The 23,235-nt window shown below is 32.7% G+C and carries 21 protein-coding genes; 7 read left to right on the forward strand and 14 right to left on the reverse strand.

Going from position 1 to position 23,235, the window contains the following annotated elements:
* Positions 1-15: 15 nt before the first annotated feature.
* The 7 genes from FVE72_RS09895 to FVE72_RS09925 all read left to right on the forward strand — a co-directional run bounded on the left by FVE72_RS09895 (position 16) and on the right by FVE72_RS09925 (position 7,345).
* Positions 16-1,188, forward strand: a complete 1,173-nt coding sequence (locus FVE72_RS09895; protein WP_026738197.1) for a MalY/PatB family protein — start codon at positions 16-18, stop codon at positions 1,186-1,188.
* Between the two features lie 237 nt (positions 1,189-1,425).
* Complete coding sequence (locus FVE72_RS09900) at positions 1,426-2,430, forward strand: LLM class flavin-dependent oxidoreductase (protein ID WP_081724209.1); 1,005 nt, start codon at positions 1,426-1,428, stop codon at positions 2,428-2,430.
* Between the two features lie 133 nt (positions 2,431-2,563).
* Positions 2,564-3,682: a peptide-methionine (R)-S-oxide reductase MsrB gene (gene msrB / locus FVE72_RS09905; protein WP_026738199.1), complete on the forward strand. Its 1,119-nt coding sequence runs from the start codon at positions 2,564-2,566 to the stop codon at positions 3,680-3,682.
* Positions 3,683-3,718: 36 nt separating this feature from the next.
* Positions 3,719-4,363: a cytochrome c biogenesis CcdA family protein gene (locus tag FVE72_RS09910; RefSeq protein ID WP_026738200.1), complete on the forward strand. Its 645-nt coding sequence runs from the start codon at positions 3,719-3,721 to the stop codon at positions 4,361-4,363.
* 32 nt (positions 4,364-4,395) lie between these two features.
* A complete protein-coding gene (locus FVE72_RS09915; RefSeq protein WP_026738201.1) occupies positions 4,396-4,869 on the forward strand; it encodes a redoxin family protein in 474 nt (157 codons plus the stop codon).
* Positions 4,870-5,646, forward strand: a complete 777-nt coding sequence (locus tag FVE72_RS09920) for a response regulator transcription factor (protein ID WP_026738202.1) — start codon at positions 4,870-4,872, stop codon at positions 5,644-5,646. It begins immediately after the preceding gene.
* A 28-nt stretch (positions 5,647-5,674) separates the two neighbouring features.
* Positions 5,675-7,345 (forward strand): sensor histidine kinase, encoded by a 1,671-nt coding sequence (locus tag FVE72_RS09925; RefSeq protein WP_026738203.1) that lies wholly within the window; start codon positions 5,675-5,677, stop codon positions 7,343-7,345.
* 107 nt (positions 7,346-7,452) lie between these two features.
* Here the strand turns inward: FVE72_RS09925 and upp are convergent, their stop codons facing one another.
* The 14 genes from upp to FVE72_RS09995 form a co-directional block, all read right to left on the reverse strand.
* Positions 7,453-8,076, reverse strand: a complete 624-nt coding sequence (upp, locus tag FVE72_RS09930; RefSeq protein ID WP_026738204.1) for a uracil phosphoribosyltransferase — start codon at positions 8,074-8,076, stop codon at positions 7,453-7,455.
* Positions 8,077-8,162: 86 nt separating this feature from the next.
* Complete coding sequence (locus FVE72_RS09935) at positions 8,163-8,402, reverse strand: type B 50S ribosomal protein L31 (RefSeq protein ID WP_006807652.1); 240 nt, start codon at positions 8,400-8,402, stop codon at positions 8,163-8,165.
* Positions 8,403-8,589: 187 nt separating this feature from the next.
* Complete coding sequence (locus tag FVE72_RS09940) at positions 8,590-8,985, reverse strand: adhesion protein FadA (protein WP_026738205.1); 396 nt, start codon at positions 8,983-8,985, stop codon at positions 8,590-8,592.
* Positions 8,986-8,987: 2 nt separating this feature from the next.
* Positions 8,988-9,377 carry an adhesion protein FadA gene (locus FVE72_RS09945; RefSeq protein WP_006807624.1) on the reverse strand — a complete coding sequence of 130 codons (390 nt, stop codon included), beginning with the start codon at positions 9,375-9,377 and terminating at the stop codon, positions 8,988-8,990.
* Positions 9,378-9,526: 149 nt separating this feature from the next.
* Positions 9,527-10,615, reverse strand: coding sequence for an OmpA family protein (locus tag FVE72_RS09950; RefSeq protein ID WP_026738206.1), 1,089 nt, complete (start codon positions 10,613-10,615; stop codon positions 9,527-9,529).
* 303 nt (positions 10,616-10,918) lie between these two features.
* Positions 10,919-12,952 carry a glycine--tRNA ligase subunit beta gene (glyS, locus tag FVE72_RS09955; RefSeq protein ID WP_026738207.1) on the reverse strand — a complete coding sequence of 678 codons (2,034 nt, stop codon included), beginning with the start codon at positions 12,950-12,952 and terminating at the stop codon, positions 10,919-10,921.
* A gap of 51 nt (positions 12,953-13,003) precedes the next feature.
* Positions 13,004-13,873 (reverse strand): glycine--tRNA ligase subunit alpha, encoded by an 870-nt coding sequence (glyQ, locus tag FVE72_RS09960; RefSeq protein WP_026738208.1) that lies wholly within the window; start codon positions 13,871-13,873, stop codon positions 13,004-13,006.
* Positions 13,874-13,896: 23 nt separating this feature from the next.
* Positions 13,897-14,376: a signal peptidase II gene (gene lspA / locus FVE72_RS09965; RefSeq protein ID WP_026738209.1), complete on the reverse strand. Its 480-nt coding sequence runs from the start codon at positions 14,374-14,376 to the stop codon at positions 13,897-13,899.
* A gap of 11 nt (positions 14,377-14,387) precedes the next feature.
* On the reverse strand, positions 14,388-17,186 hold the full coding sequence (gene ileS, locus FVE72_RS09970) for an isoleucine--tRNA ligase (RefSeq protein WP_026738210.1): 2,799 nt from the start codon (positions 17,184-17,186) through the stop codon (positions 14,388-14,390).
* A 53-nt stretch (positions 17,187-17,239) separates the two neighbouring features.
* Complete coding sequence (locus FVE72_RS09975; protein WP_026738211.1) at positions 17,240-18,814, reverse strand: L-lactate permease; 1,575 nt, start codon at positions 18,812-18,814, stop codon at positions 17,240-17,242.
* 74 nt (positions 18,815-18,888) lie between these two features.
* Positions 18,889-21,054, reverse strand: coding sequence for a Tex family protein (locus FVE72_RS09980; RefSeq protein WP_026738212.1), 2,166 nt, complete (start codon positions 21,052-21,054; stop codon positions 18,889-18,891).
* Positions 21,055-21,208: 154 nt separating this feature from the next.
* The gene (gene trxA / locus FVE72_RS09985; RefSeq protein WP_026738213.1) at positions 21,209-21,526 is read right to left on the reverse strand and encodes a thioredoxin; all 318 of its coding nucleotides are present in this window, start codon (positions 21,524-21,526) and stop codon (positions 21,209-21,211) included.
* A 122-nt stretch (positions 21,527-21,648) separates the two neighbouring features.
* Positions 21,649-22,326, reverse strand: a complete 678-nt coding sequence (locus FVE72_RS09990) for an N-glycosylase/DNA lyase (RefSeq protein ID WP_051411791.1) — start codon at positions 22,324-22,326, stop codon at positions 21,649-21,651.
* A 21-nt stretch (positions 22,327-22,347) separates the two neighbouring features.
* Complete coding sequence (locus FVE72_RS09995; protein ID WP_026738215.1) at positions 22,348-23,223, reverse strand: alpha/beta hydrolase fold domain-containing protein; 876 nt, start codon at positions 23,221-23,223, stop codon at positions 22,348-22,350.
* Between the last annotated feature and the right edge of the window lie 12 nt (positions 23,224-23,235).

A 23,235-nucleotide genomic window follows, 5' to 3' on the forward strand; every position in this document is an offset into this window, starting at 1 on the left:
TGAAAGGAAAAAGCCATGAAATATAATTTTGATGAAATAATCGACAGAAAAAACAATCATTCTACAAAGTATAACGAACTTATGAAAAAATTCGGCACAGAAGATGTTATTCCTCTGTGGATTGCCGACATGGATTTCAGAACCGCAGAACCCGTAGTAAAAGCTCTGAAAGAAAAAGCCGAACATGGACTTTTCGGCTATGTTTACAGACCTGATGAATATTTTGAAGCATTTATAAACTGGCAAAAAAGACATCATAACTGGAATGTAGATAAAGAACTTCTGAGTTTCAGCATAGGTGTCGTTCCTGCTCTTGCAGCTCTCGTTAAACAGTTTTCCGAAAAAGGTGACAAAATACTTATTCAAACTCCCGTTTATTCGGAATTTTACGATATTAATCACGATAATGAAAGAGTTGTCATCGAAAATAAGTTTATTGAAAAAGACGGCGAATATTCTTTGGATTTGAAAGACTTTGAAAACAAACTGAAAGAACAGCCTAAACTTTTCATTTGCTGCAATCCCCAAAATCCCATCGGTCGTGTATGGAGCTACGACGAATTGAAAGCTATGGGAGATTTATGTGTTAAATACAATGTTCCCGTTATTTCCGACGAAATTCATGCGGATCTTACTTTGTGGGACAATAAACACATTCCTTTTGCAAGTGTTTCAAGGGAAATTGCAGGAAACACTATTACATGCACAGCTACAGGAAAAGCCTTTAATCTCGCGGGATTACAATGTGCAACTGTAATCTTTAATAATCTACAGGAGAAAAATAAATTCGATAGATTTTGGAAAGACCTTGAAGTCCACAGAAACAATCCTTTCAATCTTGTAGCTACTATTGCTGCATACAACGAAGGAGAAGAATATCTTGAACAGCTGAAAAAATACCTTGAAGACAATATCATGTTTGCTCATGATTATTTTGAGAAAAATATTCCTCAAATAAAACCGAATATTCCTCAGGCTACTTATTTAATATGGCTCGATTGCAGAAATTTAGGATTAAAACAGGAAGATCTTGAAGAATTTATGCTGAAAAAAGCTAAACTCGGACTTAATTCGGGAAGAGCTTTCCAAAAAGACCTGGAAGGATTTATGCGACTGAATGCCGCATGTCCGAGATCCGTTCTGGAAAAAGCACTGGATCAGTTGAAAAAAGCTATAGAAGAATTATAATAACTGTTATTCGACTTTTATCCTGTCTATATTAACCTGATACTTTTTACCCGTAATTTATATAACGAAGTTGAGTATAATTGCGGGTAATTTTTAATATATTTTACATAAAGAACATTATTTTCCAATTACGTATTTCTGTAATTAAAAGTTTAAAACAATTCGTTCTTTATTGACAAAATAAAACAAAAAAGATATTATATTTGTATATAAAATTATATTTTAAGGAGGAATAAAATGTCTGAAAACAAAAATATAAAACTGTCTGTACTTAATCTTATTCCTAAATTTGAGGGAGATACTGATATTCAGGCTATACAGAGAGCCGTAGATTTGATAAAAATCGTCGAAAAATTGGGATATTATCGTTATTGGGTAGCGGAACATCATAATTTTAAAGGCGTTCTAAGTTCCGCAACTGCAATTATTATCCAACATTTACTCGCAAATTCGGAAAAAATAAGAGTAGGGGCAGGAGGCGTTATGCTGCCTAATCACACACCTTTACAAGTAGCTGAAACATACGGTACTTTAGCGACTCTTTATTCTGACAGAGTGGATTTGGGATTGGGAAGAGCTCCCGGAACCGATTCCGATACTGCTGCACTCATTTACAGAGTTCAATACGTACGGACTGCTAAGTTTATAGAAGCTATTGGAGATTTACAAAGATTTATGGGAGCTGAAGCAGAGCAAAGCATAGTATCCGCTTATCCCGGGATAAATACAAATGTGCCGATTTATATTCTCGGAAGCTCTGTAAATTCAGCTCACGTAGCAGGAGAACTCGGATTGCCTTATTCATTTGCAGGGCATTTTTCTCCCGATGCTGCGGAAGAAGCTATTCAGATATACAGAAATACTTTCGTGCCGTCAAAATATTTAAAAGAACCTTATGTGATTTTGGGACTTCTTGTACACGGAGCAGATTCCGATGAAGAAGCCGAAAGACTTTACACGGCAACTCAGCAAGGAATGCTCAAAATAATAAGAGGAGAAAAAGGTCTTTATCCTTTGCCCGACGAAAACTTTTCCGATAAACTGACTTCAGCCGAAAAGATTATTTTACAGTCAAAAATGGGTATAAACCTTATGGGAACAAAAGGAACCATGAAGAAAAAATGGGATGAAATAAAAAGAAAATATAACCCTGACGAAATAATGGCAGTCAGCTATATGTCCGAAATTGAGCAACTCAGAACTTCTTATGAAATTTTGGCTCAAGTTGTAAAAGAAAAATAGAAAAATAATTTTTTTATAAATATGATAAAATTATAAAAATAAATTATAATAATTTATTATATTTTTGTTTTTTATGATATATAATTTCTTCACAGGGTAAGGAAAAAGAAATTCAAATTCACAGGAGGAAATTATGAAACATCGAAGTTTACTATTGCTGTTTGCCGTATCTGCGACACTTTTTTCTGCAGCTATGGTAATGAAAAACAGCACTGTATCAAAATCCGTGAAAAATACGGAAACAAAAAATATGAATAAAAAGGACGGAATGATGATGGACGACAAAAAAATGACAAATAACGATGCAAAAGAAGATATTAGAGAAATATATCTCGCAGGAGGCTGCTTCTGGGGAATAGAAGCTTACATGGAAAGAATATACGGTGTAAAAGATGCCACTTCCGGCTATGCCAACGGAAAAACTACTGAAACTAATTATCAAATGATACATGGTACAGACCATGCCGAAACTGTACACGTAAAATATGATGCGAATAAAATTTCTCTTGAAAAATTATTGAAATATTATTTTCAGGTTATAGATCCTACAAGCATAAATAAACAGGGAAATGACAGAGGAAGACAATACAGAACAGGTATTTATTACACAAATGTTAAGGATAAAGCAGCCATTGTAAAAGAAATTCAGGAACAGCAACGTAAATATTCAGATAAAATTCAGGTTGAAGTGGAGCCTTTAAGAAATTATATATTAGCCGAAGAATATCATCAGGACTATTTGAAAAAAAATCCTAACGGATACTGTCATATAGACTTGGAACAGGCAAATAAAATTATTATAGATCCTAATGACTATCCGAAGCCGAGCGATAAAGAATTACAGGCAAAATTAACTCCGTTACAATACAGTGTTACTCAAAAGAAAAATACCGAACACTCTTTCAGCAACGAATACTGGGATAATCATGAAGCCGGATTATACGTGGACATAACTACAGGCGAACCGCTATTTTCCTCGAAGGATAAATATGACTCAGGTTGCGGATGGCCGAGCTTTACAAAGCCTATCGTGAAAGAAGTTGTCACTTATGCCGAAGACACAAGTTTCAATATGGTAAGAACCGAAGTTTTAAGCAGAAGCGGAAAAGCACACTTGGGACACGTCTTCAACGACGGACCTAAGGACAAAGGCGGGCTGAGATACTGTATAAACAGTGCATCCATAAAATTCATACCTTTAAAAAATATGGAAAAAGAAGGTTACGGATATTTGATTAACTTAGTTAAATAAAAAACAGATTATTTTATACAAGGAGCTTTAAAAAATATGTTTGGACAACAATTATTAATAGGAAGTGTGTTTCTGGCGGGACTTGCTTCATTCTTCTCGCCTTGTATCTTTCCTATTGTTCCCATATATTTGGGAATTTTAAGTAAAGGAAAAAGGACAGTGATAAATACATTTTTATTTATATTAGGACTGTCTCTCACATTTGTAAGTTTAGGATTCAGTTTCGGTTTTCTCGGAAATATTTTTTTCAATGATACTATAAGAATTGTAGCGGGAATAATTGTTATAATCTTAGGATTACATCAAACAGGAATATTCAAATTTAAACAATTGGAAAAAACAAAGTTAGTAGAAATTAATACTGAAGGAAAGAGTTCATCATTGGAAGCATTAATATTAGGATTGACTTTCAGTTTAGGTTGGACTCCATGTGTAGGACCTATCTTAGCCTCAGTACTTGCTCTTTCGGGAGATAAAGGTTCGGCAATATACGGAGGAATGATGATGTTTATTTATGTTATCGGTCTTGCAACACCATTTATACTATTTTCATTTTTTTCCAAAGAATTATTAAAAAGAACGAAATCTTTAAATAAACACTTAGATAAATTTAAAATCATTGGCGGAATACTTATTATTTTAATGGGAATTTTACTTATATCTAACAGATTTTATTTATAATATGATATAATTATAGAAAGGAACAAAATTTTATGAAAAAGATTACTGCATTACTATTAATGATATTGGGCTACAATATTTTAGCTGCCGGAGGTGCTTCATTGAACGGAATTCAATTAAAAGATTTAAACAACAATACTGTTTCACTTAGTAAATATAAAGGAAAAAAAGTTTACATAAAAATGTGGGCTTCATGGTGCCCTATATGTCTTTCTGGATTACAGGAAATAAATACTTTAAGCGGAGAAAAAAATAAAAATTTTGAAGTTGTGACAATAGTTTCTCCGGGACAAAGAGGAGAAAAACCGAAAGATAAATTTATACAATGGTATAAAGGATTAAATTACAAAAATATTACAGTATTGATAGATGAAAAAGGAGAAGTTCTTAAAAAGGCTCAAGTTAGAGGTTACCCTTCAAATATAATTCTTGATGCTAACGGAAATATTTCCAAAGTATTACCGGGACACTTAAATATAGGACAGATAAAAGGAGCTGTAAATTAAATGTATTCTATTTTAATAGTTGACGATGAACCTATAATAAGAAGGGGAATAAAAACATTTATTGATTTTAACAAATACGGGATAAGTAATGTATACGAGGCGGAAGACGGAAACTCCGCCTCTAAAGTGTTTTCTGAAGTTTTGCCCGATCTTGTACTGCTTGATATAAATATGCCTTTTAAAGACGGACTTACACTTGCCGAAGAATTTAAAAATAAAAAAAAAGAAACTAAAATTGCGATTATTACAGGATATGACTATTTTGAATATGCTCAAAAAGCATTAAAAACAGGTGTTGAGGACTATATTTTAAAACCTGTTTCAAAAAAAGATATAAATGAAATTATAACAAAACTTATATATGAACTGAATCAGGAAAAAAAGCATATTGAAGCCGAAAAAATTATAAATAAGATCAACCACAGTGAAAATCCGAATAATCAGGTTTCAAACAGTAAATATAAAGATATTATTCTGAAAAAATTTGAAGAAAATTATAATGATGTTTCTTTTAATTTAAATTCTCTTGCAGATGCTATGAATTTATCTTCAGGGTATTTAAGTTCTCTTTTCAAAAATCTGTTCGGAATTCCTTTTCAGGATTATTTGAATAACGTCAGAATGGAAAAAGCTAAGTTACTCTTACTTACAACTGACTTAAAAAATTACGAGATAAGTGATCAAATCGGATTTGATAATGTGTATTACTTTAATTCCAAATTTAAAAAAACTTTCGGAGTTACGCCGAAAGAATTTAAAAAAAATATAACAAAATAAGATTTATTTAAATATTATAGGGAGAATTATGAAATTATTCAAAAAATCCATCAGAAAATCAATGACATTCAAAATAATAATTTACTATTTGACAGGTAATTTTTTATTTATACTTTTTTTGAGCAGCATATTTTATTACAGTTCCAAATATATTATAATGAAAAAAGAAATCGAAGCTACCCGAAAAAATGCCGAAAAAAGTGCCGAATATGTTTCTTTATATGTAGATAAGCTGAAAAACCTTATAAATCTCTTATCTGTTAATACTGATATTGAAAATACTCTAATAAATAACAGTGAAAACTCAAAGGTTAATGTTGAAAAACTGATTCAAATGATTATCACCGAAAATAAAGGTAATATAAAAAGTATAACTGTTATCGGAAAAAACGGGAATATTATTTCCAACGAAAAAAATGTCAATATGGATATTTCGGCAGATATGATGAAAGAAAACTGGTATATAAGTGCTATTAACAATACAGACAAACCTGTTTTAAATCCCATAAGAAAAAAACAGACTTCAATGGATATAACAAGTTGGGTTTTATCTATAAGCAAGGATATAAAAGACAAAAACGGAGAAAATCTGGGAGTCATAGTTTTTGATATAAAATATCAGGCTCTCAATGAATATTTAAAAGATATTTCAATGGGAGAGCAGAACGATAACCTTATAATTGACAATAAAAACAACATTATCTACTATAAAGACGTAAATTGTTTTATAAATAAAAAATGTCTGGACAAATTCCTGTCACAAAATAAAGAATATTACAAAAATAAGAATATTGCTTTAACAAAAGTCAACATAGGAAACACAGATTGGCAACTTATAAGTTTTTCCGAAATGAACGATCTTGTTTTACTCAAAAAGAGCTTTTTTGATGTTATTATAGCTATATTTTTGATTTCTCTTGGATTTACTACTGTTGTAACATTTCTGATAATCAGAAAATTTATTAATCCCCTAAGAAAACTTGAAAATCATATACAGAAATTCGAAAATTCTCTTAGTGAATTTAATACTGAAAAAAATACGAGCTATGAAATAGAAGTTCTTGTAAAACATTTTAATAATATGATAAGCAGAATAAAATATTTAAGAGAGTACGAAATAAAAGCTCTGCACAGCCAGATTAATCCTCATTTTTTATATAATACACTGGACACGATTATCTGGATGACTGAATTTGGGGATAGTGAACAAGTTATAACTATTACTAAATCTCTTGCAAATTTCTTCAGACTTTCTTTAAGTAACGGAAATGAAAAAATATCTCTAAAAGATGAGATTACTCATGTGAAAGAATATTTGTTTATTCAGAAACAGAGATATGAAGATAAACTTACATATAACTTTAATATAGATTCAAACCTGTTGTCTTCCGAAGTTCCGAAAATAATCATTCAGCCTATTGTAGAAAACTCTATATATCACGGTATTAAAAATATTCAGGGAACAGGGATAATAGATATTAATGTCTATGAAAACAATAACGATATATACATAGCTGTAAAAGACAATGGAATCGGCTTTAAAAAATCAGAAAAGTTTAAAAAAAGTAAAATCGGCGGTGTCGGTATAAAAAATGTCGATAAAAGAATAAAATTTTATTACGGAAATGAATACGGAATCGAAATAAAAGAAATATCAGAAGGATCTTGCGTTATATTAAAACTCCCGAGATTGAAATAGAAAATATTCCAACAAAATAAATCCCCTTCCCACATTTTCGTAATCGGTAAAGTCACGAAGAACGTAGGCAGTGGGAGTATGAGGGCAGCAATGAGCCCTCATGAAAACTATTTTGTACCAAAAATTCTATCTCCTGCATCTCCCAATCCCGGATAAATATACGCCTTATCATTTAATCCTTTATCTATAGCTGCTATATATAGATCTACATCCGGATGTTTTTCTATAACCTTTTTTATTCCTTCAGGAGCTCCAATAATGCACAGCATTGTTATATTCTTTACTCCTTTTTCTTTTAAATAATCAATAGTGTAAATCATTGATCCTCCTGTAGCCAACATCGGATCTGTGATAAATACCTGACTTTCAGCTACATTAACAGGCATTTTTGCATAATAATATACCGGCTCAAGAGTTTCTTCATTTCTATACACTCCCAGATGTCCCACTTTAGCATTGGGAAGTAACTGCAGTATTCCTTCCACCATTCCTAATCCTGCCCTTAAAATAGGCACTAGAGTAACAGGCTCTTCCAAAACTTTCGTTTTAGTTTTCTGTATCGGTGTCTCAATTTCAATTTCCTTCAGATTCAAATGTTTTGTAGCTTCGTACACCATAAGTCCGGCTATTTCATTTAAACTTTCTCTAAAAAGCTTCGTATCCGTATTCTTATTTCTCAGGTTTGTCAGCTTGTGCTCAATTAAAGGGTGTTTTAATTCATAAACTGCCATCAAAAATCACTCCATTCTATTATTTTTTTATAAATTCCTAAAAAAAAACAGAGAAACTACTATTTAAAATAGTAACTCTGTTTATATTATAAATTATATTTTTTCTTAAATTTATCAACTCTTCCTGTTTCATCGACAAATTTAGATTTACCTGTATAAAAAGGATGCGAAGTTGAACTTGTAGCAACTTTAATTACAGGGTATTCTTGACCTTCAAAAGTAACTGTTTCTTTTGAACTTTTTGTAGATTTTCCTAAAAATCTATCTCCATTACTTGTATCTTCAAATACAACCAATCTATAGTCAGGATGTATATCTTTTCTCATGCTTGACTCCTTTCTATCTATTAATTTACACGACATCATTTTCGCTATTTCAAATAATAATATCACATTTTCACTTTATTTTCAAGTAATTTTTTATTACAAAAAAATAAGCTTCAGATACAAAATGCATCCTCAGCCCATTTTTATTAATTAAATAGTTCTTTAAGCAATATTACTTATCAATTACTTATCTTAAAGATTTTAATAATTCGAAATCTTCCAATACTTTTTGTTCTTTTTTGATTTCTTTATCCAATTCAGATCTTAATGATTTGAATTCAGACATTTTTTGTTTGAATTCTTTTCCGAAAATACTTTTATCAGCATTTGCTTCGATATCAGCTATTCTTTGATCGATAGTTGCTTGCATTGCCAAGTATTTATCCAATCTTTGTTGAGCTGCTTGAGCTAAAGCTGCCTGTTCGTTAAATTTTTGTTGTTCCATTTGGTCCAATCTTTGTAATTGTTTTTCCAAATTGTTCAAGCTATCTTCCAAAGAAGCTTTTTTTGCCGGTGCAGCTGCACCGAAAGACATACTGCTTAATACTAATACTCCTGCTAAAATTGCTAATTTCTTTTTCATTTTTAATTTCCTCCTTTTAATTCTTCTACTTTATTGAAGTTATCTACTACTTTAGATAATCCTGCTATATCAGCATCCAATGCTTTTACTACATTTTTATATTCTTTTACAAGATTTTCATATTCACCTTTGAAGTATTTTGTGTTTCTTGTTTGTTCCAATTTAGACATTTTTTCTTCAATAGCTGCTTTTAAAGCTTGTTTTTCTTGTAATTGTTGTGAAGCGTTTTCAGCATTTGCTCTCAATTTTGAATATTGTTGATTTTCCATATTAACAAGTTGATTATATTCTGCTTCCAATTTGTTAAATTTGGCATCTACTGTTGCTACTTGACGTTCTGCTGCAAATGAAACTGCACTTAACAATACGAATAAAATTCCTAATTTTTTCATAACATCCTCCTAAAGATATTTAATTAATTGTATTTCAAAACAAATCTTTTACATATTATATATTATTTACCTTGTCTTGTCAATCTTTTTTAAGAAAAAGAGCTAGACTAAGTAGCTCTTTTTATTATAATTATTTGACTTTATTTTGATTATTGATTAATTAATCTTACGTTTTGGAAGTCAACGTTTTGGAAGAATAATTCAACTCTTCTGTTATTGTATCTTCCTTGAACTGTTTTGTTAGTATCTGCAGGTTGTGACTCACCTTTACCTGTTATTGTTCCGTAAGAAATTGAATTTTTCAATCCGTATTCTCTTAACAATCTTGCAACATTTTGTGCTCTTGCTACTGATAATTTTTGGTTATAAGCATCAGAACCTGTAGAATCTGTATGTCCAACAAAATCAATTGTTCCACCGTCAGCAAATTGATTAATTACATTTGCAATAGTTCCTAAGTCTTTAGCTTCTGCTTGGTTAGGTACTCTTCCGTCAACTTTAAATCCTTTAATTACACATTTTTTCTCATCAACTGAACAATTGAATGGGAATACTGCTGTTCTTGTATTTATTTCTCTTACTTCAGGTTGTTTAGGTTGAACAACTACTTCTTCAACTACTCTTTGAGTAACTACTTTAGGTGATCTGTCATTTTGTAATTTTCCGAATCTATATCCTAATCTTAACCCGAATGAATCTATTCTACCTCTTTCTTTATCAGAAGATCCTACAACATTAGATTTTATATTTGCTCTTTCATATATAGCTTCCAATGAAACAGGTCCGAATTCAGTTCCTATTCCTGCTGCAGTATATAATCCACCAGAAACATTAACTCCTTCTCTTCCTAATTCTTTTGATTCATTAGCAAATGCATATCCCGCTCTTCCTAATACATATAAAACATCATTTCCTGAATCTGTTGTAATCAAGTTGAATTTACCTAACGCGTAAACAGGAGCTACTCTTGCCAATTTATCATTTTTATCATGTCTTGCTACTAATTTACCTGATTTTGGAGACAATTTATATTCTGCTCCTAATCCCCATTCAAATTCTCCCTGATTATCAAAGATATATTCCAACCCTAATGCAGGTCCTGCTTTAAGTTTTAAATCTTCAGTAGATGCTCCTCCTTTAAATTTTCTGTTAAAGTCATATCCACCTTTTATTTGGAACTCAGATGCTACAGCATTTAAAGCCAATAAAGCTGTTCCTAAAATAACTAACTTTTTCATTTAATTTCCTCCTTAATATTTCAATCGTTTGATTTCTAAATACTCTCCCTAATCTTCTTCTAAGATTATACTATAACTCGTCAAAAAAATCAACCTTTTTTTTTTATTTTTTATTTTTTACTTTTTTTATTTTTATTTTCTTTAATTCAGCAACTTTTTTCTCAAATAAAATCTTATTTCAGCAACTATCATTTCTGAATTTAATTCATTTCATACTAAACTTGAAAAATCGGTTTTTTTTATATTTTTCTCTTTTTTATAAAATTAATTTTATAAAAATAAAAATTATTTTTTGGTTAAATTTTATAAATTTATTATTTTATCGGAAATTTTTTCCAACTTTTTCAATAAAGAAATTCTGTTATTTTTAATTTCCGGATTTTCATCATTTATTTTTACTTTATCGAAGAAATTATTTATAATTTCTTCATTTTCTATAAGTGTTTCTGTACATATGGAAAATCCTTTATTTTCAATATTTTCAAGTTCCTCTGCAAAAGAATAAAGTTTCTTTTCTTCTTCAGTACTGAATAAATTCTCATTTATCGAAACTGCATTTCCTTTTTCCTCTTTTAAAATGTTTTTTATTCTTTTCAAAAGATTAATAAGTTTTTCAAATTTTTCGGTTTTTGATAATTTTAACAGCACTTCCAGTTTTTCATCTAAATTTACAACATTACTCTCAAGATTAACCTCATAATTAATCAGTTCTTTACTGTATTTTTCCGATAAAACATTGATTATTCTCTGTTTGAAAAATTCCGTAACATCTTCAACAACATTTTTCTCTAACACTTTTTTATCAGCAGCAAATATTTCGTACGCTTTTTCTATAAGTTTTTTATAATCATATCTCAATTTTGAATTCAGAGTAACATATATTATTCCCTGAACAGCACGTCTTAAAGCATAAGGATCTTTGGAACTCGTCGGTTTTAAGCCTACAGAAAAACATCCTGCTACAGTATCTATTTTATCGGCAATCCCTGCTAAAGCACCTTCTATCGTTGTCGGCAGACTGTCTCCCTGATATCTCGGCAAATAATGCTCAAAAATCCCCAGAGCAACATTTTTATTTTCTCCCTGTTTTTCAGCGTAAACAGAACCCATAAATCCCTGTAACTTTGTAAATTCTTTTTCCGCTATTACATTTGTAACTAAATCGGCTTTAGCAAGTTCCACAGTTCTCAGAATGTTTTCTTTTTCAGACTGCAGTCCTGTTTCATTTATAAGATATTCGGCAATTTTTTGACTTCTTTTTATTTTGTCGTATATAGTTCCCATATCTTTCTGGAATGTTACTTCTTTAAGCTTTTCAATATTATCCGAAAACTTATGTTTCAGATCTTCGTCAAAGAAAAACTTCGCATCGGCAAGTCTCGGCTCGATAACTTTCTCATTACCTTTTTTCACTGTTTCAGAATATTCAGGAGCGTTTCTTATTAGTATAAACTTATTAGTCAGCTTCCCGTCTTTATCTCTTACAGGAAAATATCTTTGGTGGGTTTCCATAGTAATTGTTGTAATATCCTCAGGAAGTTTCAAGTAATCCTTATTGTACTCTCCTTTTATAGCGTAAGGATATTCCACAAGATTTATTACTTCTTCAAGAAGATAATTGTTTATTATGGCCTTTTCACCGTCATTTTCGCAATTTTCTTTTATGCTTTTTAAAATTTCTTCTTTTCTTTTATCTTTTTTCGCAATTACAAAATTTTCTTTTAATACTTTTTCATATTCAGAAGGATTTGAAATCAATACATCCTGAGATGCAAAATATCTCATTCCCCTTGATTTATTTGAACCTTTTATTCCTTCAAATTCAAAATCCAAAATTTCATTTCCGAGTAATGTTACAAACCATTTTATCGGTCGAGCAAATCTGAATGATTTTTCTCCCCATTTCATTGATTTTTCAAATTCTATTTTTTTAACTATATTACTCAAAATATCAGGCAATATTTCCTTAGTTTCTTTTCCTTTAATGAATTTCTCAACAGAAATATATTTTCCTTTTTCATTTTCTATTATTTTAATATCTTCTTTTTCGGCACCTTGAGATTTTACAAATCCTTCTCCCGCTTTAGTAAGCTCTCCGTCTTTAAATGCAATATCCACAGACGGTCCGACACTTTTTTTATCCAAATCTTCCTGTTTTTCGGATATATCTTTTACTATAACCGCAATTCTTCTCGGTGTGCTGAAAGATTCGACTTCGGAAAAATTTATCCTCTCGTCTTTCAACTCATTTTCAGTCAATTTCTTTAAATTCGACTCGGCTTCATCAACGTATCTTGAAGGAAGCTCTTCCAATCCTATTTCAAAAAGAAAATCCATTTTTTTACTCCTTTCTTTATTAAAATAATTATATTTCTGGAATATTTCCCATTACTTCTTCAATAACGGGAATCCCAATCCTTTTCTCACTTCTACAAACTGTTCAGCACATTTTTTTGCCAAATCTCTTACTCTCAAAATATACGACATTCTTTCAGTCGTACTGATAGCACCTCTTGCATCGAGATTATTAAATGTGTGAGAACATTTCAAAACATAGTCGTAAGCAGGCAATACAAGTTTATGTTCCAGACAGTTCAACGCTTCCTTTTCATACATATCAAATAACTGAAAGTTCATTGATACATCGGCTACTTCAAAACTGTATTTGGACATTTCATATTCATACTGAAAACGTCTTTCTCCGTATTTTACGCCTTTTGTCCATTCCAAATCATAAACATTTTCTTTATCCTGCAAATAAAGTGCTATCCTTTCCAGTCCGTAAGTAAGTTCTGCCGGAGTTATTTCGACTTCCAACCCTCCTACCTGCTGAAAATAAGTAAACTGTGTTATTTCCATTCCGTCAAGCCATACTTCCCAGCCTAATCCCCACGCTCCGAGTGTAGGACTTTCCCAGTTATCCTCTACAAATCTTATATCGTGTTTTTTAGGATCTATCCCTAAAGCCACCATGCTTTCCAGATAAAGTTCCTGTATGTTTTCAGGCGAGGGCTTCATTATTACCTGAAACTGATGATGCTGATAAACTCTGTTGGGATTTTCTCCGTACCTTCCGTCCTTAGGTCTTCTCGAAGGCTCAACATAAGCTACATTCCAAGGCTCAGGTCCCAAAGACATTAAGAATGTGTCCGGATTAAAAGTTCCTGCACCTGTTTCCACATCATAAGGATTGCTGATTATACATCCTTTTTCTCCCCAGAATTTCTGGAGAGTTAATATTATTTCCTGAAAAGTCATATTCACACATCTCCTTTCCAATTTTATTTAATTTTTTGCAAACCGTTTTTTCTTTTTCTCTTTCTCAAAAGATAGTCAATCACAATAATATATATTCCGATATGAACATACATATCCGCAACATTGAATACAAAACTCCAGATCCCTCTAAAATCAATCATATCTATAACAAACCCTCTGAATATTCTGTCAGCCATATTTCCCAAAGCACCTGCAGCTATTATGGAAATACCTGTTCTTGTCCATTTTGTATAATTTTTAAAATTTTTAAACTCTGTAAATACTACATAAGCTATTAAAATTATACTTGCAATAGTGAACAAATTTATTTTCCCTTGAAAAAGACCGAATATTCCTCCATGATTTTCCACATAAGTAAAATTAAAGAAATTTTTTATAACGGGAATCGAATAGCCCTGCTGTCCCTGAGCTATTCTGAACATTTCATATTTTGTAAACTGATCTATTCCCGTTAAAACAATGATAATTATAATATAAAGCATATTTCCTTCCTTTATTTGTTCCCCACGAATTTAAGAACTTTTGCACATCTCGGACATACATCCGGATATTCAGGGTCGTTTCCTACTTCTTCATGATATTTCCAGCATCTTTCACATTTTTTCCCTAGTGCTTTTATTACACCTATGGAAATCCCTTTGATTTCACTTTCTCCCAATTCATCATTTACAAATTTTGTTTGTGATACTATGAATAAGTCGGATATTTCATCTTCAGTGTAATCTTTTAAGAACGAGTAATCTTCATTAGTAACATTCAGTAAAACTCTCCCATCTAGAGAATGCCCTATTAATCCTTCCTGTCTTGCAGCTTCAAGTTTTTTATTTACTTCTTTTCTCAAATTCTGAATTTTATCCCATTTTTTTGCAAGCTCGTTATTTTTATACTTAGGCTCCAATTCCACCCATTCGGATAAATGAACACTTTCTTCTTTTTTAAGGCTTTCAGGTATTCTTTCCCAAATTTCTTCCGCAGTAAATGAAAGCACAGGAGAAATCACTCTTACCAATACTTTCAACACTTCCGTCAACACAGTCTGTGCACTTCTTCTTTCAATCGAATCTTTTTCTTCACAGTAAAGTCTGTCTTTTACTATATCCAGATAAAATGCCGACATATCTATAGAGCAGAAATATGTTATTTCCTGGAACAAACTGTAAAATTCGTATTTATCGTAATATTCAGTAGTTTTTTCTTTCAATTCTTCAAGTTTATGTAATGCCCATTTGTCGATTTCATACATATCCTCGTAGTTTACTTTTTTATTTTCATAGTCAAAGTCATTCAGATTTCCCATTAAAAATCTCGCAGTATTTCTTATTCTTCTATAAGCGTCCGACATCTGCTGCAATATATTTTCGGAAATTCTCACATCTTCTCTGTAATCTACCGAAGATACCCAAAGTCTTAATATATCTGCACCGTATTTTTCGATTATATCTTTAGGAACGATAGTATTTCCCAATGATTTGGACATTTTTCTTCCCTGCCCGTCCATAACGAATCCGTGTGTCAATATTCTTTTATAAGGAGCATCTTTTGTACTCGCTATCGATGTAAGTAAAGATGACTGGAACCATCCTCTGTGCTGATCGCTTCCTTCAAGATAAAGATCCGCAGGTCTCGGCAATCCTCTCGGCACCAAAACTCCCCTGTGAGAAGCTCCCGAATCGAACCAGACATCCATTATACTTCTTTCTTTTCTTAATTTTACACCTTTCAGATTATATTTTTCAAGCAGTTCCTCTCCGATAATCTCTTCAGCTTCATATTTCCACCAGATGTCTGTTCCTTCTTTTTTCACAGCTTCGATTACTTTATCCATTATTTCAGGCTCGTATATTACTTCATTAGTTTCAGCATTGTAAAATAAAGGTATAGGTACCCCCCAGACTCTCTGTCTTGAAATAGTCCAGTCCGGTCTTGTTTCAAGCATGGCATTGATTCTGTTTTTTCCCCATTCAGGCACAAACTCTACGTCTTTCAATGCTTTCAATGCATTTTGTCTGACATCGCTTTCGTCCACGCTTATAAACCACTGTTCAGTCGCTCTGTAAATAACAGGCTTTTTACTTCTCCAATCATGAGGATAAGAGTGGGTAAATTCGCTGTAAGCCATTAAATGTCCCGAAGCTTCTATATCTTCCACTATTACTTTACTTGCTTTTTTATAAAATAACCCTTCATATTTCCCGGCTTCTTTTGTCATATGCCCCTGATCGTCCACAGGCGATAAAATGCCTATTCCGTATGACTGACCTACAACATAGTCATCTACCCCGTGTCCCGGTGCAGTATGTACAGCTCCCGTTCCTGCATCAAGAGTTACATGTTCTCCCATTATTACGAGACCTTCTCTGTCCAAAAACGGATGTTTGTAATGAGTTCTTTCAAGTTCATTTCCTTTAAACTCTTTTATCAGTTCATAACTCAGTTTCATTTCACCGAATGCTTTTTCAGCCAATTCTTTTGCTAAAACCAGATTTCCTTTTTCAGTTTTATATAATCCGTAATCAAAATCTTTATTTAAAGCAATCCCCAAGTTGGCAGGCAATGTCCACGGAGTTGTTGTCCATATTACGATACTCGCTTCATCTGTCCCCAATTTATCAAGTAAATCTTTGGAAGCCTCCATTTTTACATAAATCGAAGGAGAAACTACATCTTTATATTCGATTTCCGCTTCAGCAAGTGCCGTTTCCGTAGTAGGCGACCAGTACACAGGCTTTAGCCCTTTGTAAACATATCCGTTTTCGTATATTTCTTTAAACACTTTCAGTTGTTCCGCTTCATATTCAGGCTTTAAAGTAATATAAGGATCGTCCCAGTTTCCTAATATTCCAAGTCTTATAAACTCGGCTTTCTGTTTTTCCACCCATTTTAAAGCGTATTTTTTACATTCCTGTCTTATTTGAAGGGGAGTCATATTTCTTGCTTTTTCTCCATATTCTTCCATGATTTTCCACTCGATAGGCAATCCGTGAGTATCCCAACCCGGAATATAAGGAGCATTGTATCCTCTAAGTCTTTTATATTTTAAAATTATATCTTTCAAAACTTTATTCAACGCATGTCCGATATGGATATCGCCGTTTGCATAAGGCGGTCCATCATGCAGTACAAAATATTGTCCTTCATCTTTTAATGATTTTTCATAAATATTTGTTTTTTTCCAATCTCTCAATGTAAGCGGCTCTTTTTGAGCAAGATTCGCTTTCATTTTGAAACTTGTTTTCGGCAGATTAAGCGTTCCCGCATAATCCGGTTTTTCAACATTCTTTTCTTCCGACATTTTTCCTCCAAAATCTTTTTCTTTATAGTATTTTTTTATATTTTAATATTATTTTATGCTATCATTCCGCTTCCTGCAAATACGAGTATTCCCAAGATTATCGCATATACTACGGAATATTTGATAGTGAATTTAAGCATATCTCCTTCCTGTCCTACAAGTCCCACTGTAGAAGCTGCTATCGCTATATTTTGAGGAGAAATCATTTTTCCTCCTGTAGCTCCTGCAGTGTTTGATGCGATAAATAACGATTTCAGCATATCGCTTCCCGGTTTCAGCCCTTCAGCCACACTGTGCTGCAAATCTCCGAAGAGCAGATTTGACGACAAATCACTTCCCGTAACGAATGTTCCTATCGTTCCCAAAAACGGAGAAATTAGAGGAAATCCTTTTCCTGTAAGGTTTACAAATCCGTCAGCTATACTTTGTATCATTCCGCTGTGTTTCATAACTACCGACAGTGCCACTATCCCCATTATTACAGTCAGAGAAGGTATTTTATGAACAGTCGTATGCCATAATACCGAGCCCATATCTTTTATTTTCGCTCTTTGGACAAATCCCGCCAAAACTGTTGCTAAAAATAAAGGTGCAGCAGGGGCAAGTAACCATTTGAACGTTACACTCGGATCTCCTCCGTCTCTAAACCACGCAACCTGATTTCCCAATGCAAAGTTAAATTTTGTAGTAGTAGGCTCAAGCAACTCATGAATATGTGCAACAACAGGACTTGTCCCTACTATTAGCACTATCATCAGAATATAAGGCAGCCATGCCAGAAGAGCATCTTTTCCTGTAACATCGGCTTTTACAAATTCTTCATCATTTTTAATAAATATTTTTATAGATATTATCATTAATATCATAGCAACAAGGCTTGATAATATCGTAGTCAATTCAGCTCCCATATTGAAAGCTATAAAAGGTTGTATCAAATATCCCAAAATCGAAGCAAGAATTACAAAAATAATTCCTTTTCCGAAAGCCGGATTTTTCCCGTTTTCTATTTCTTTATTTGCCATTTTCACTATAATAAACGGAATAATGCAAGTCAATATCAATAATAACAATGATGTAAACAAAGGAGTAAAGTTACCCGCTTTATCAAGACCCAATTTGGAAACCATCGTTGTAACAGGCAACCCTACCGTTCCGAAAGCTGTCGGAGTGGAGTTGGCTATAAGACATATCAACGCAGCATTTAAAGGGTTAAATCCTAAAGATACCATTATTGCAGCAGGAATTGCAACTGCCGTTCCATATCCCGCAATACCTTCTATAAATCCTCCGAATCCCCAAGCCAGTACCAAAGCCTGTGCTCTTTTATCAGTCGTAATATTTCCTAACATTTTTTTTACAGTTTCTATTTTTCCTGTTTTTACAGACAAATCATAAGCAAACAAGGCTGCTATTACTACAAATCCTATCGGCATCCACGCCACCGCAAATCCTTCTATTATCGATGCCAATATCCCCTGTATCGGCATTCTCCATGCCGGCACGAGAAATGTCAGAACAATCGCCGTCACCAAACTCGCATAAGCACTGAACATTGCAGATTTTTTTAAAACTGCAAGTAAAACCAGAAACAATACTATAGGTACCAATCCTATTAAAAATAAACTCATCTTTTTTACCTTCTTTCTCTACATATTTTTTATTCCTTTAAACCCCGCGTTACTTCTTTCCTGCACTATTTTTTTTATATCCCTTTTATTGTCAACGATACTCTTGCTCTTTCCTTATCAACGGATAAAATTTTTGCTTTTATTATTTTCCCTACAGACATTATTTTCGTAGGATCCGCTACAAACTTATCAGATAACTGGGATATATGTATTAGTGCGTCATTTTTAAGCCCTATATCCACAAAAACTCCGAATTTCGCTACGTTTCTTACCGTTCCCTCAAGTATCATTCCTTCTTTCAAATCGTCCATATTAAGTATATCCGATCTCAATAAAGGTTTTTCAAATTCATCTCTCGGATCTCTTCTGTCTTTTAACAGAGCATCATACACATCTTTTGCAGTTTGAGTTCCGAAATCATTTTCTTTTATAATTTTATCCAGATTTATCGTTTTCAGCTTTTGTCTTACTTCATTCAGGTTTTCTTTCAAATCCGAAACTTTACAACCTGCTTCTTTCAGGACAGTTTCGGCAATATGATAAGATTCAGGGTGAATGATCGTATTATCAAGAGGATTGTCACTGTCAGGTACTACTATAAACCCTGCCATTTGCTCAAAAGCCTTATCTCCCAATCCTTTCACTTTTTTAAGCTGTTTTCTGTCTTTAAAATCACCATTTTCATGTCTATAATCTACCAGATTTTTAGCTACATTTTTCTTAATTCCCGACACAAAACTTAGTAAGGCCCACGAAGCCGTATTTATATTAACTCCCACGTTATTAACCACGTGTTCTATTGTCTGTTCCAATGTTTCGTTCAGTTTTTTTTGATTTACATCATGCTGATACATTCCCACACCTATGGACTTCGGATCTATTTTTACAAGTTCCGCCATAGGATCCTGTATTCTTCTTGCAATGGAGATAGCCCCCCTTGCTGTAACGTCCAAATCCGGAAATTCTTCTATGGCAAGTTTTGATGCTGAGTAAACCGAAGCTCCTGCTTCACTTACTATCAGATAGGAAACTTTCTTCTCTGCTTCTTTTATTATTTTCGCTACAAAACTTTCTGTTTCTCTGGAAGCTGTTCCGTTTCCTATGGCTATTATATCCACATCATATTTATCAATATAGTTCAATATTTTTTCTTTTGCTTCTCTCAACTGTCTGGAATTGTGCATTTCTTCGACTAAATAAAGTACATCATTTGTTTCGTAAAATCCGTCTTTATTTATTATGACCATTTTACAGCCTGTTCTGTATCCCGGATCCAGTCCCATCAATGTTTTTTTCGCTAAAGGAGGCTGCAACAGTAATTTTTCCAAATTTTCAGAGAATATATTTATCGCTTCTTCTTCAGCCTTTTCCGTATAAATATTTCTCACTTCATTTTTAATAGACGGATAAGCAAGCCTGTCCAACGAATCTCTTATAATTTCTTTATAAAAATCAGTCAAATTTTTATTCCCGAAAGATTTTAAAATAAAATTCATTATAAATTCTTCGGTTTTTTCATCTATATCAATATCGACTTTTAAGATTTTCTCTTTTTCTCCTCTATTTGATGCCAAAACCCTGTTTGATGCCATTTTTTCTATAAGTTCCGAATGATCGTAATAATCCTGATAAACACCTTTTACATCTTCGGCTTTGTTTTTTTCTATAACTTTTGAAGTCAAAATTCCGTATTTAGCTATTCTTTCTCTCAAAAATTCCCTTATTTTCGGATCTTCGGATATATTCTGTGCAATTATCAGATGAACTCCCTCAATGGCAGCTTCCACACTCGGAACTTCTTCTGTAATATATTTTTCAGCCTCCACTTTAAGTGAATCGAAAGTCGTGTCAGGAAGCAGTGCAAATATGGACAAAGGCTCCAATCCCTGATCTTTCGCAATATCCGCTTTTGTTTTTTTCTTCTTTTTATAAGGAAGATATAAATCCTCGACTTCCTGTAACTTCACGGCATTGACTATACTCGTTTTCAATTCTTCGGTTAATTTCCCCTGTTCTTCTATCAATCTTAAGACTTCTTCTTTTCTTTTTTCCAAATTTCTGTAATATGTAACTTTTTCAATTACTTCTCTTATCTGCTCTTCATCCAGATTTCCCGTAACTTCTTTTCTGTAACGGGCGATAAACGGAACTGTCGCTCCTTCATCAAAAAGATTCATCGTATTTTCTATTTGAGAAACTTTTAAATTAAGCTCCGTTGCAACATTTTTCAATATATCCAAAACTTATCCTCCATATACCTGTTTTCAGTTTTCAATTTTTAAACTATTAAATATTTTAGCATAATTTACATAAAATGACCAGTTTTTCCAAGAATTTTTTTAAAATAAAAAACCCGCTCCAATCCCAAACAGAGATTAGAACAGGTTTTTATTTTTATTTATGTGACTGAACTTTTTTATCAATTTCATCCTGTGTCGTAAATCCTACAAGAGTTTCTACAGGTTGTCCATCTTTAAATATTACCATTGTAGGCACACTTCTTACTCCGAATTGAGCGGCCAGTTCATTTGCCTGATCTACATCCACTTTCACTATTTTATAATCAGCACTGTTCGACAACTCATCCAATACAGGTCCCAACATTTGGCAAGGTCCACACCATGTTGCAAAAAAGTCTACCAATGTAACTCCGTTTTGCACCAATGTTTCTGTCTGAAAATCTTCTCCTGCGTAATGTACTACTTTACTCATATTTATTTCCTCCTATATAAATTATAAATTTTTTACTGAATTTATTATAACACTTTTTATATGTATATGCAAACGTTTTTTTAGACAAAATAATTTTAAACACAATTTTTCTTAATAAAATCTTATTTAAAAACTTCTCCTGCTTCTTTGTACCATAATACAAGGTCCAGTTCTCCCATTGTAATTTCTGAATATTCGGAATATTCTTTCATTTTTTCTTCTATCTCATAATATTTCTTTTCAGTTATGGATTTGGGAATTTCATCAATTATATTTAACTGAACAAGATTTCTCAAAATATGTCTGTCCAATATGGCTATTTCATCTCCGAAACCGAGATTTCGTAAAACATGATTCGCTTCCTTCATGCCCATTCCTTTTATATTTTTAAATATCCATTCTCTTTTTTCAAGGGTATTCCCTTTGTCCGAAAGGATTTTCTTCGGCTGAAGTTTCCCGTCTACAGTCATAAGCTCTCTAAGCTCGGCTAAATATCGTGATTTGTTATTTTTAAACCTTACAATATTCAAATATTCCGCAATTTCTTCAGGCTGACCCTCAAAAAGCAATCCGTTATTTACAAGATTTGTAATTGCCTGCCAGGCATTTTTCGCTTTAGACTGAGGTGTCAATATACAAAATGCCACTTCCGCAAAAACTTCCTTTTCACTTCCGTTCCATGCTTTTTTGTATCCTTTTATCGCCTTATCAATATCCTTTTTTATCTTTTTATATATCTTCACTATTTCTTCGTGAAGTTCCTTATTCAGTTTTTTTTCAAATTTATCTTTTTTTGTCAAAATATTCTCCTTAAATTTCAGTTATTCCAAATAAAATTTCCCTATAGCATCAAGAGCCTCGTCGGTTTCTTTTAAAGGAGCAAGAATCCAGTCATGACAAAGATTTTCTCCTACATACAGTTCAACTGTCGTGCCGAAAGCAGTATCAAGCATATCGCTTAATTTCATACAGTCAGGATAAAGAACTTCATTAGTTCCGAAAAGCAGCATTATTCCTCCCAGATTATCCATATTACCGTAAATAGGCGATACAAGAGGCGATTTTACATCCATATTCCCAGCAAACTGTTTTCCCGCCTTTATCAAGCTGTGCACAGGCAATAAAGGATCCTTTTCTTCAAAGTCTTTTATTTCTTCATTAGTCATGGAAACATCAAGCCACGGCGACATCAGCACGGTTTTTTTAGGAAACGGAACTATTTTCTCATCTCTTGCCACCTGTAAAAATGCCAATGCCAATCCTCCGCCTGCCGAATCACCGAAAAAATAAAAATCGTCTTCTCTGTTCTTCTCCGCAACACTTCTATATGCTTTCATCAAAACATCATGAGCTTTATCGGCAGTATCTTCAGGTGCCAGAGGATAATCTACAAAAGTAACTTTCAGATTATATTTTTTTACCATTCTTTCCACAATATTTTTATGGCTTCTCACCGCTCTCAGTACATATCCTCCTCCGTGAAGAAATATGACATGTCTGTTTAGAGACTTTTCAGTTTTTACAGTTATCACCTGAAATCCGTCAATAAACTCTTCATCTGTCTGAAAACTTTTATCAAAATTATTTCTGTTAAAAAAATCCGTATCTCTCCTCGGATTTTCCATAGCCTTTTCATTACCTCTTTTTGCATTCACAAGCTTTGCTACGGGCACTGCTATATCTGACAACAAACTCATTCCTTATATTTC

It is taken from the genome of Pseudoleptotrichia goodfellowii, assembly GCF_007990505.1.
GTDB classification, from domain to species: Bacteria; Fusobacteriota; Fusobacteriia; order Fusobacteriales; family Leptotrichiaceae; genus Pseudoleptotrichia; species Pseudoleptotrichia goodfellowii.

What these genes read in the sequence shown, in the direction of transcription:
- FVE72_RS09935 (WP_006807652.1), bottom strand. Translation starts at nt 8,402, where the DNA reads ATGAGAAAAGATATACATCCTGACTATAGATTGGTTGTATTTGAAGAT.
- upp (WP_026738204.1), bottom strand. Translation starts at nt 8,076, where the DNA reads ATGGCAGTTTATGAATTAAAACACCCTTTAATTGAGCACAAGCTGACA.
- glyS (WP_026738207.1), bottom strand. Translation starts at nt 12,952, where the DNA reads ATGGATTTTCTTTTTGAAATAGGATTGGAAGAGCTTCCTTCAAGATAC.
- lspA (WP_026738209.1), bottom strand. Translation starts at nt 14,376, where the DNA reads ATGCTTTATATTATAATTATCATTGTTTTAACGGGAATAGATCAGTTT.
- FVE72_RS09915 (WP_026738201.1), top strand. Translation starts at nt 4,396, where the DNA reads ATGAAAAAGATTACTGCATTACTATTAATGATATTGGGCTACAATATT.
- trxA (WP_026738213.1), bottom strand. Translation starts at nt 21,526, where the DNA reads ATGAGTAAAGTAGTACATTACGCAGGAGAAGATTTTCAGACAGAAACA.
- FVE72_RS09950 (WP_026738206.1), bottom strand. Translation starts at nt 10,615, where the DNA reads ATGAAAAAGTTAGTTATTTTAGGAACAGCTTTATTGGCTTTAAATGCT.
- FVE72_RS09945 (WP_006807624.1), bottom strand. Translation starts at nt 9,377, where the DNA reads ATGAAAAAATTAGGAATTTTATTCGTATTGTTAAGTGCAGTTTCATTT.
- msrB (WP_026738199.1), top strand. Translation starts at nt 2,564, where the DNA reads ATGAAACATCGAAGTTTACTATTGCTGTTTGCCGTATCTGCGACACTT.
- FVE72_RS09900 (WP_081724209.1), top strand. Translation starts at nt 1,426, where the DNA reads ATGTCTGAAAACAAAAATATAAAACTGTCTGTACTTAATCTTATTCCT.
- FVE72_RS09940 (WP_026738205.1), bottom strand. Translation starts at nt 8,985, where the DNA reads ATGAAAAAGAAATTAGCAATTTTAGCAGGAGTATTAGTATTAAGCAGT.
- FVE72_RS09925 (WP_026738203.1), top strand. Translation starts at nt 5,675, where the DNA reads ATGAAATTATTCAAAAAATCCATCAGAAAATCAATGACATTCAAAATA.
- FVE72_RS09975 (WP_026738211.1), bottom strand. Translation starts at nt 18,814, where the DNA reads ATGAGTTTATTTTTAATAGGATTGGTACCTATAGTATTGTTTCTGGTT.
- FVE72_RS09995 (WP_026738215.1), bottom strand. Translation starts at nt 23,223, where the DNA reads ATGAGTTTGTTGTCAGATATAGCAGTGCCCGTAGCAAAGCTTGTGAAT.
- FVE72_RS09895 (WP_026738197.1), top strand. Translation starts at nt 16, where the DNA reads ATGAAATATAATTTTGATGAAATAATCGACAGAAAAAACAATCATTCT.
- FVE72_RS09910 (WP_026738200.1), top strand. Translation starts at nt 3,719, where the DNA reads ATGTTTGGACAACAATTATTAATAGGAAGTGTGTTTCTGGCGGGACTT.
- ileS (WP_026738210.1), bottom strand. Translation starts at nt 17,186, where the DNA reads ATGTCGGAAGAAAAGAATGTTGAAAAACCGGATTATGCGGGAACGCTT.
- glyQ (WP_026738208.1), bottom strand. Translation starts at nt 13,873, where the DNA reads ATGACTTTTCAGGAAATAATATTAACTCTCCAGAAATTCTGGGGAGAA.
- FVE72_RS09920 (WP_026738202.1), top strand. Translation starts at nt 4,870, where the DNA reads ATGTATTCTATTTTAATAGTTGACGATGAACCTATAATAAGAAGGGGA.